Here is a 9739-nt window from a genome sequence, read left to right on the forward strand (position 1 = left end):
GAAGAACACGGGAGAATCGGAAGGGGTAGTGCGGACATATACAACCCAACTGAAATATCCGTCAGGCGGTTTTGAATCCGGCAAACAATATACTTACACGGCCACCCTGAAAGCCAACGGCATCACCTTTACGGGTGCAACGGTAACAAATTGGGATCCGGTGACATTCAATAATGGTGAGGGCGACTTAACCCCTACAGAACCGGATAACACAGATAGTAGTGGCAGTTAATATAGGTAGAGTAAAGAAATGATGATTCAACGGTGAGTTGCAGAGGCCCCGTAGGGGCGGTTCGCGAACCGCCCAAAGCCCTGTAAGGGCGACAGATCATAGCCCAAGGCGTGAGCCTTGGGTTTAAATAGGACCACCTCCTATCTTCGAGCCCTGTAAGGGCGATACATTGTGACACAGGTTGTTACCGGTGCCGCCCTTACAGGGCTAAGAGGGGGAGGGAGACGTTTCCCTTAACCCAAGGCGTGAGCCTTGGGCTGAGATCTGCCGGGCTTACAGCCCTAAGACAATGTCGCTATTTGGGCGGTTCGCGAACCGCCCCTACGAGGTCGTTATCGTGTCATCGTTAAATCATCATTTCCCTATTATTATTCAACATTCAAATAAAACAACCGTGCAACAACATCCATCCATAATCGCCGGCCCGCTATTGGCCCTTCTTCTTTTGTTTTCCTGTTCCTCCGGGGAGGAGATTCTGAAAGAAGAGATTCCTTCTGTTCAGCCGGAGGAAAAGATTGGCGTGTCGTTTAGCGGCAGGATCGACTTAGTCGAGACAAAGACTGGGGATGAAGGTGTACCGGAAACGCCGGGTGAAGCGGCCACGACGCAGGCCCTTCGGAAGGATGTGAATGTCACGATCCGGGCCTATATGCAGCCGTCAATCAGTCAGCCCGCTGTCGCGCCACAGTCCTGTCGGGATTATCTGGCTGCGGATGGCGGGGGCCTGACGGTAAAAAACGGAGAAGAAGAGATGTTCCTGACAGCCGGAACCTATACGTTCTATGCTCTTTCGGTCAATGCTGCCGGGACGGCGACCGACTCCGTGCCACCTGCACTGGCTACCGGTTCGCATTCGGAAACGGAAGTGCTAAAGAACAATACCGACTATCTCTATTGCGCTGTGAGCCAGAAAATCATATCTGATCCGGACGGTGATAAACAAAACGTAGAACTTCCGTTCATTCGCCTTGCCAGCCGTATAAAAATCACCGTTACAAGCAAAGGTGGCACAGGCAGCGAAGAAATCATCAAGGCGGACGCTCCCAAGATCACCCTGCCGCTGACTAATCCGGCAGGCTCGAAGATCACTTTGGGAGCCAATGATCCCATCGGACAATACCCGGTGGCCTCAGATGGCTCCACTCTGGAAAGCACAGGTAACCTTACGGACGGCTTTACCGCCGGTTGCATCCTGCTTCCGATGCAGGAAGGCCAAAAGATTCCGGTCCGTATCGTTTTCCCGTCGATCACCTTCAACGGGTTGGCAGAACAGACCGACAAGCTCTATACAGCAGAAGTCACCACTCCGGCGGGAGGATTCGCTTCCGGGAAGCAATATAATTACACGGTTAATATCACCGGTAACCAGGTCGGGTTTTCGCAACTGACTGTCACCCCCTGGACATCGAAAGACGGGGAATTTCCCAAAGAAAGTGTGGAAGAAGATTATTAATATACAGAAGATATAGAGGGAACAACATGAGACATCAGACAGGTATAATCAATATGTTAATGGTGTGTATCAGCCTAAGTTGCGGATGCACCGGGGAGAAGCTGTTGGACGGCCCTGTGCCGGACGAACCGGAAAACCCCGTCGAAGTCCGTTTCTTCACCACCTCCGCATCTACCCGTGCCGAAAGTATAGGGGTAGATGTGGGTGCGGATACGTTGGTTACCGATGCTCACGTGCGTCTCTATCCCTACCGGCAAAAGGAGGGCGTGACTGATGTGACCGTAACAAAGGATTATACCGTTAAGACCGAAACAAGCAAAGTGCAAACCTTAGTTCCTGATAAAGTGGATGGCAACAACGGCATCGAAATGATCCTTCCTTCGGGGACCTTCAGATTCTATGCCGTGTCGACCAACAGTCAAGGCCAGACTGTTCCCGACTTCCATACGGCTGATGCCGTAGGCGGAGTGCCGAGTAGTACCGCCGGAACAGCTTCAGTCACAAATGGCGTTGATTACCTGTATGCCATGACCCAACAAACGATTGCGTTCGGTACCCAAATAGCCCATGTTCCCTTGGCGTTCAAACACGTAGGTACGCAGGTGCAACTGACGATCAAGTTTGGGGAGAGCGCCCACGCGGCAGATAATAATACAGCCAAAGATTTCAATCTGGCGAAAGTTTCGATACAGGCGACCTCGGAAACAAATGCCGCCATGCATTTGTATGACGGGCAAATACAGATTGATGGCAAGTCAGGAGGGGCGCCCGGTAGCGATACCGACCTTAAAGAGATGACTGTCGTGAGATCCGGCACGGTTTCGGATGGAAGCAATATCCCAGCCGACCAGGTTGCCACCTATCATCTGCTGCCGCTCGCCGGGGCCTCCGGGCAGAAAATGAAGGTCAAGATCGTTATTGGCAATTTAATCGTCGGAGATGCGGCAGCCGCCACCCATACCTATACCGGCAGTCTCGATGCCACAGGCGGCTGGTCGGCAGGGACAAGCAACCAGTACACGCTGACCCTTTCGGGTACGGAAATCAAATTCTCAACCGTTACGGTAAAACCTTGGGAAACCGGAACCTCCGGCGGGCAAGTGGGAGACATCGAGCATACGGATGATGCAAGTTCCACAGGAGGAGCAACCCCTTAAATGTAAGTGTATTATGAATCCACTAAAAAAGATATCGGGCATTTTGAGTCTCTTTTGCCTGCTTGTGGCATGTAGCGGGACGGACGAAGAGGTGCCATCAGCAACGGGGTATGCCGATGTACGGTTCACTGCTTTGCCTGCGACAGACGCGCAGACCAAGGCGGACGGCAGCACAGAGGGACTGAATGAGGGCGGGCGTGTCGTCGTGTATGTCTGGCAGGGAAAGACACCGTCGGAAACAGATAAATATGCCTACTCGAACCGGTACACGTTTCATTTGAATAATGGCGTATGCAATCTGGCTCCCCTTAGTGCTGATATGAAACTGCCGGTAGGGAACGGATATGCGTTTTACGCCTTGTCGACCAATCATGCGGACTTGCCTGTCCCGGCAATGGAAACCGGCAGTAGGACCGCAATCCTGCAAAACGGGGTGGATTACTTGATGGCGGTAAGCGGTTCACAAAGTGTTTCCGGCGGTGATGCCGTCACGATCCCTTTGGCCTTCCGCCATATCGCCACCCAAATAGTGCTGACGGTGAAACCTGCCGGTACGAACGGCTACACTTCCGCCGAAAGCCTCACGGCTGCTATAGCCCCGATCGACAGTAGCGGCAGTTATATCGACCTGTCGGCAACCTGGTCGGATGATACTCCTAATGGGATGATTTACTGGGGGACAGGTGTTATTGGCGGTATGCCCCTCGGACAGGCGAACGGGCAGGTGAAAGCGGGCGATAAAGTTGACAGCGGATCGGACTTCACCGTCTCCTTTATCCTCCTTCCGGTAGCGGCGAATGCACAAATACCCTTGCAATTCGATTTTAAGGGTATTGAATTTGCCACTGGCGGCAAGCAAACGGGGAAGAGATATACAGCCCGGCTGAATGTTTCGTCTGATGGCTTGAAAGGCGGATATACATACGCTTTCGATGTATCGATCTCACGGCAGGCCGCCTCCTTTAGCCCTTTACCCCAGGTGAATCCCTGGGTGGTGGATGGGATCAATTTGGATGAGGTGATAGAGGTGGACCCGAAGTGAGGGGAGAGAGTTGAAAGTTGAAAGGGGAAAGTTGAAAGTGATAAATATTGGATATGAAAGGAAAATTTTATATAGGGATATTGGCGTTGTTGTTGCTGTTGGCAGGTTGTGACAAGGCGGACGTTGGGCATGGAGAAAATGACGGGAAGGGGTATCCGGTCAGTTTTACGCTGGCGGAACTAAGGGCGACGCGTGCGGTGGATGGGGAACCGGAAGACTTGCAGGCTGGAACGGCGTTGACGATTGCGGCCTATAATCCCAATAGCGGCAAGTTGGTTGCGGCGAGGCAGTATAAGGTGAACAGCACTGCGGACGGGTTGGAGCTCGATGGAAGTATTACGGACAACGAACCGATGTACCTGCCTGTCGGCACATACGATTTTTGCGCGATGACGCCGGTGCAAACGCTGACGGGTGAAGGCCAGCACGGCACTGTGGCGCAGGGAACAGATGCCTTAGGCTCTGTCACCCGGGCACAAATGGGGGCGGATGCGACCACTATTCTGCTGAATAACCTCGACCATCTTGCCTCGCAAATAAGTTTTACCGTGCAGGTGGTTAAGCAGGAGGTCGACTCGGTAGTGTCGTTTGCCGTCCAAAGCATCGAAATCGAGGGGATGGTTAAGGCTACGACAGACAACTACCTGCTGCCTGAAAACAAACTTGTGATACCGGCGATCGAAGAAACAGACCGGTTCGAAAAATTGACAATCGACGGGAGTGACGCTTTTACCGCCGGGGGGAAAGGAAACGGCAGCGGGCCGGGCTATATCAATACGCAGAAAACGCCCCGGGTGGTTTTTCCCAAGGCGGAGAGCACGTTCAACTCGATAATCAAGGTTAAGATTCAAAGGAACAAAGAAACGGAAGCGACAGACAGGCTATTAAGCGTAAAAATCAACCGGCTCGCCTTCGAGCCCGGCAAGCGCTATCTGTTTGAAGTCAACTACGGATGGGACTATGTCCGTTTCAATATCACGGTGGCTCCCTGGACAACCGTCACGGATGACAGCGAAGTGGGAGGCGGCGTACAAACGGTGACCCATACGATAAACATTAATCCCTGGGGTGAAGATACTAAATTGGATATGGATATATAATATGAAAACGAATTTATACATACTGATATCGTTCCTGATGGAGATCGGGATGTTGGTCGGCTGCTCGGCAGACGGGATACCGGAGGAGACAGACGGTAACCGGCCGGGCGGCCTTACCTGCATCCGCTTTGGTCTGGAGGCCGCTCACGGGCAGGTGGTGGCTACCGACGGCGAGCAGGTGATCCGGTTGGAGACGGGTAGCGCAAATACCGGTGAGAATACTTTGCAGAACCTTACGGTTTTGCAATTTGACCTCGATCAGAGTGTGACAGATGTAACGGCGCAAGATGCCGCCCTATGCGTTACCGCCCGTTACCTGCGCGCCCCCGAACCGGAGAAGGACGAATCTGCGACGGAGCCGTACTACCTGATCGGGTTGCAGGCTTCGAAAAAGGACACTCAGTATCTCATCTTTATCGCAAATGCCGGTTCCGCCTTCCAGAATTTTGAAGGGAAAACGTTGGGTGACTTTAAAAACGTTGAGATCCCTTTCGACCAGAAGACAAACAACGGTGAAAACCAGCTGATGCTTGCGGCCTTGTATGTACCGGTTAAAGGTGTGGAAGACCAAACGATTCATCCGGTAGAACTGAAACGGCTGGTGGCACAGGTGCATTTCAAATACACGAAGTCATTGGCTGGCGTGGTAGATGCCGATTTTACCCCTTTGAGCCTCCGGTTACGAAACGTGCCGAAGGTCCTGAAATATGCCGACGGGATTACGGAGGCCACTGATTATCCGGAGAAAACGGCTGCGAACTTCACCGACTATACTTTTATCATCGACCAGGTCGAAGACGGTTTTACCTGGTATATCCCGCAGAACGTACGGACAGCGACAGATGCCCTGCCCTCCGGCGATTCTTTCCATTCCTGCGTGGAACTTTCCGGTATCTACAAGGCCCCCAATATGCCGGACCAGCTGGTCACCTACAGGTTTTATGTCGGCCAGGGAAGTCCCGGTTATAATGTCTACCGCAATTACGACTACGAGATACTGCCCGTCCTGAGAGGCGTTAACAGCTTTGACTCTCGCGTGACGAGACGTAACCTGGTGCTCAGTCCGTCGGCGAATTGCTTCGTCCTCTCGCCCGAATCCGGCAGCGAAGTGACTTTCAATCCCTATCTGGCGCCGGGGACGGATGTCGAAGAGGTTAGTGTCAGCTATACGGATCAGGTGAAGGAAAACCGGTACAGCCGGATTGCAGCGGTTAAAACGGTCTGGCAAACGGCGAGCGGCCTGATCAATGTCTCGTTCGGCGAAGGAGTGGTGCGCGTGCAGGCCAATACCGCCGGGGCAGGTGGCAATGCGCTGATCGCCGCCTACGATGCCGATAACACGATCCTCTGGAGCTGGCACATCTGGGTGACGCCCTATGCAAAAGTTCTGGACGGGACAGGGAAAAACGGATATATATACGATTTCGGCGGATATACGTGGATGGACCGCAACTTAGGAGCTTTGAACGTATTCAGGGAAGACAATAACCGCAATCTTTACTACCAGTGGGGGAGGAAAGATCCGTTTTATGATACGGGCAAAACGACTGTTACCGGAACCAGTCTTTCGTCTGCCAACAAAGGAACTGCCCTGAACATCGACGAGTCGATCAAATGTCCGACTGTCTTTTTCACCCACCAAAGTACGACGGGAACCTGGCATGGCGGAACAGCGGCAATCCCTGACCTCTGGTCTTCCGGTACGAAAACCGTGTTCGACCCTTGCCCTGCCGGATGGCGTGTGCCGGAGAAGGCCGCATGGGATGCTTATAAATGGGTCAGCGGTGGCAATATTGCTTGGGATACAACCAATTCGTATGGTGCGGTACTGACGGTTAAGTCGGGTGAATATTGCTGGTTCCCGCGAGGGGTGCTTGGAAACAGCAATATGACCTTTAATGCAAATAACACTTATATGTGGTCGGCATTATGTGAGAACGGTTTTCCACGGACTTTCAGCTTCACCAGTTCGAGCGGAAGTATAGTCAATAATATTGCCGGCTCCTTCGGCGGCTCGGTTCGTTGCGTAAAAGAGAAATAAGCGGTAAAACGAAAACAGAATGAAAATGAATAATACTTTTTGGCTTTTAGTACTCTGGACTACTTTGGCAGGTTTGACTACCGGTTGTGCGGAGAACGAAGAGGTACAGACGGAGAAGGGAACGCCGGTAGAGGTCGTTTGCCGCTTGCAGGTCGCGCCTCTCGATGGCGGACAGACGACGCGGGCCATCGGTGAGGCGGAAATCCATGACCTGACAGTGATCCAGTTCGACGGGACAGATGACGAAGCCCCGGCGGTGATTGCCCGCGCTTTTGATAATCCGGCCTCGAAGTTGACAGTCGGGCTGATGCAACCCATAGGCGATGCAAACAAACAGCAAACCCTTTATTTTATAGCGAATGCCGGCGGGACATTCGATAACTTCAGCGGGACGTTAGGCGAGTTGAAAACGAAGCAATTCTCCCTTTCGGAAACGGATATTCAGAACTGGAAAATACTGATGACCGGTAGTTGTGTGACGAAAATCTATACGGAAACCGATGTCACTGCCACCCTGACCCGGCGACTGGCGAAAATCGTTTTCAGCATAGACCGGAACGGGCTACCGTCAGGTGCCGCCCTCGAACCGCTCTGGCTGCAATTGAGGTCGGTCCCTTCCGTCGCCTGTCCGGAAGCCCCGGCAAGCGAGACCCGCTACCCGGAGGCAAGCAGTGAGCTGTACGCCGATTGGCAGCCGTTTGTCAATGATATAGGGGGAACCTATACCTGGTATATACCGGAAAACAGGCGGGGTAAAAAAAGTGGTACGACTGTAAACAATCCAAAAGATAAAAACAGCCACAAACCGGACGACTATTGTACTTATCTCTATCTCGAAGCCAACTATTATCCGGATGCAACTGATAAAGGAAAGAATGCCAAAAGGGTGTCTTACACTTTATATCCGGGAGCAAACAACACCGACGATTTTACGATAGAAGGGAATCGGTCGTACACCGTCACGCTGAAGGTCACCGGAATAGATGGAAAGAAGGATGATTCGCGCCTTAGCGTGACAGATATACCGCCATCCCTACCGGGAGCTAATTGTTACATGGTTCAACCCAACTCATTCCTGACCTTTAATCCGCATAATGCACCGGGTGCAGCGGTGAGCAATACAATCGATTATTTGAATCGAGTAGGGACAGGGGTGAATGGTGATTGCAACATCGACCATGTCGGGCTTGTCTGGCAGACCGATCCGGGATTAATCCGGGCAATCTACCATTTGAAAGCCAATGGGGAATTTCGGATACAAACTGCCGATATGCAGGGGAACGCCCTGATTGCCGCCTATGATAAAGATAGTAATATTTTATGGAGCTGGCATATTTGGGTGACGGATTATGTGTTGGATAATGTTGACAAAGTGGTTGGGAGTACTACAACTAATACGGAATTTAATATGGTTGGTGGTAAAGTCTTTATGTGGGAAGGTTATGTTTGGATGGATCGGGGTATTGGTGCGATGTCGAATAACTTGGGTTTCGATTCGTTCGGGATGCATTACCAATGGGGGCGAAAAGACCCGTTCTTACCTGCTGACCAGTTAGCCACGGCTTTGTATGCCCCCAATACAGTTTCACCAATTTATGATATTAATGGTAATCGTGTTTATACATCGGGTAGGATTATTTCTGGCGATAAGTTTAATGATGCAATAAATAATCCGGCTATCTTTTTAAGAAGTTGGACAAATAATAAAATAAAATTGTGGGATTATCCGAATAAAACGGTCTTTGATCCTTGTCCGGCTGGATGGTGTATTCCTCCCTACAAAGCGGTAGAGAACTTTAGCAAGAAAACAACAGTAGTATATTCAGGTGGAAAGAGGGAAGAGTACCGGGCTTATGCTACTGATCTACCCAATTTGTTCTGGTCTTATAGTGGGTATAGAGAGCAAAATAACGGAGCAGGGGGAGGATGCGGTTATTCAGGTATTTTCTGGAGTTTAGGGGATGTGGTATGGAGTGGGCAGAATGAAGTTTATATTTATGGAGGTTTTGAAGCTGGATATGATTACTCTTCCACAAATAGACATAGCCGTCTCGCTCAAGACGGCTTACTTGGGCGTTGCGTAAAAATACAGAAATCAACAAACTAACAAATAGCAATGAATAAAAAAGAACTATCACAAGCGCTTGCCCATCGATTGGGAATTACTTGTAAAGAATCTCAGCAATACATCGACACCTTGTGCGACGTCTTTAACGAAGAGTTGCGGAAAGGCAATTCCATTTGCCTGCAAAACTTCGGCCAGTTCAGCTGCTGGCAACAGCCCGGCCGCATGGGGCGTAACCCGCGTACAGGCGTTCCAGCCCCCATCCCTCCCCGCAAAAGTATCAAATTCAAGCCGGGCAAGGGGCTGATGAAAATTCTGAACCCTTGAATAGTTAGCGCTAACAGGGGTGAAGGGATAAATTATCTGCACTTAATCGAATGAATAGATACGGAGAAGAACACGTCTTGTCGGTTTCGATGGTTTTGCCGGAAGACCATTATATGGTGGAAATTGTCTTCCCCGGCACACTGGCCACCAACTACGGAATCTGTCTTCCTGCCGTGCGGGAAATGAAAGCTGCGGCCGGAATCGTAATAGGAGAACTGCGTTTGACGGAGCGTTTCTTTCAACCACTGCGAAAGCTATAACCGATCTGTCCGGTGGCTTTTCGGGCGCAGAGGGAAAATCAGAATCTTCTGCGTCCGTTCTA

At 51.2% G+C, this 9739-nt stretch carries 8 protein-coding genes and 1 pseudogene; all 9 read left to right on the forward strand.

Annotated features, from left to right (window positions below; all coding sequences use genetic code 11):
* Positions 1-232, forward strand: a pseudogene (locus DWW90_RS20495) (fimbrillin family protein); the annotation flags it as partial.
* Positions 233-626: 394 nt separating this feature from the next.
* Positions 627-1685, forward strand: coding sequence for a fimbrillin family protein (locus tag DWW90_RS06440; protein WP_158582820.1), 1059 nt, complete (start codon positions 627-629; stop codon positions 1683-1685).
* Between the two features lie 26 nt (positions 1686-1711).
* Positions 1712-2842: a fimbrillin family protein gene (locus DWW90_RS06445; protein ID WP_122344402.1), complete on the forward strand. Its 1131-nt coding sequence runs from the start codon at positions 1712-1714 to the stop codon at positions 2840-2842.
* 13 nt (positions 2843-2855) lie between these two features.
* Positions 2856-3884, forward strand: coding sequence for a fimbrillin family protein (locus tag DWW90_RS06450; RefSeq protein ID WP_158582822.1), 1029 nt, complete (start codon positions 2856-2858; stop codon positions 3882-3884).
* A gap of 53 nt (positions 3885-3937) precedes the next feature.
* Positions 3938-4984, forward strand: coding sequence for a fimbrillin family protein (locus tag DWW90_RS06455; RefSeq protein ID WP_122344404.1), 1047 nt, complete (start codon positions 3938-3940; stop codon positions 4982-4984).
* 1 nt (position 4985) lies between these two features.
* Positions 4986-7025, forward strand: coding sequence for a DUF4906 domain-containing protein (locus DWW90_RS06460; RefSeq protein WP_122344405.1), 2040 nt, complete (start codon positions 4986-4988; stop codon positions 7023-7025).
* 19 nt (positions 7026-7044) lie between these two features.
* Complete coding sequence (locus tag DWW90_RS06465; RefSeq protein ID WP_122344406.1) at positions 7045-9132, forward strand: DUF4906 domain-containing protein; 2088 nt, start codon at positions 7045-7047, stop codon at positions 9130-9132.
* Positions 9133-9141: 9 nt separating this feature from the next.
* Positions 9142-9417 carry an HU family DNA-binding protein gene (locus DWW90_RS06470; protein WP_122344407.1) on the forward strand — a complete coding sequence of 92 codons (276 nt, stop codon included), beginning with the start codon at positions 9142-9144 and terminating at the stop codon, positions 9415-9417.
* Positions 9418-9467: 50 nt separating this feature from the next.
* Positions 9468-9677: a hypothetical protein gene (locus DWW90_RS06475; RefSeq protein WP_199662179.1), complete on the forward strand. Its 210-nt coding sequence runs from the start codon at positions 9468-9470 to the stop codon at positions 9675-9677.
* Positions 9678-9739: the final 62 nt, after the last annotated feature.

Source organism: Parabacteroides sp. AF17-28, assembly GCF_003479205.1.
GTDB classification, from domain to species: Bacteria; Bacteroidota; Bacteroidia; order Bacteroidales; family Tannerellaceae; genus Parabacteroides; species Parabacteroides acidifaciens.

Coding starts and splice junctions, on each gene's coding strand:
- DWW90_RS06455 (WP_122344404.1), top strand. CDS start 3,938: ATGAAAGGAAAATTTTATATAGGGATATTGGCGTTGTTGTTGCTGTTG.
- DWW90_RS06475 (WP_199662179.1), top strand. CDS start 9,468: ATGAATAGATACGGAGAAGAACACGTCTTGTCGGTTTCGATGGTTTTG.
- DWW90_RS06470 (WP_122344407.1), top strand. CDS start 9,142: ATGAATAAAAAAGAACTATCACAAGCGCTTGCCCATCGATTGGGAATT.
- DWW90_RS06450 (WP_158582822.1), top strand. CDS start 2,856: ATGAATCCACTAAAAAAGATATCGGGCATTTTGAGTCTCTTTTGCCTG.
- DWW90_RS06445 (WP_122344402.1), top strand. CDS start 1,712: ATGAGACATCAGACAGGTATAATCAATATGTTAATGGTGTGTATCAGC.
- DWW90_RS06460 (WP_122344405.1), top strand. CDS start 4,986: ATGAAAACGAATTTATACATACTGATATCGTTCCTGATGGAGATCGGG.
- DWW90_RS06465 (WP_122344406.1), top strand. CDS start 7,045: ATGAAAATGAATAATACTTTTTGGCTTTTAGTACTCTGGACTACTTTG.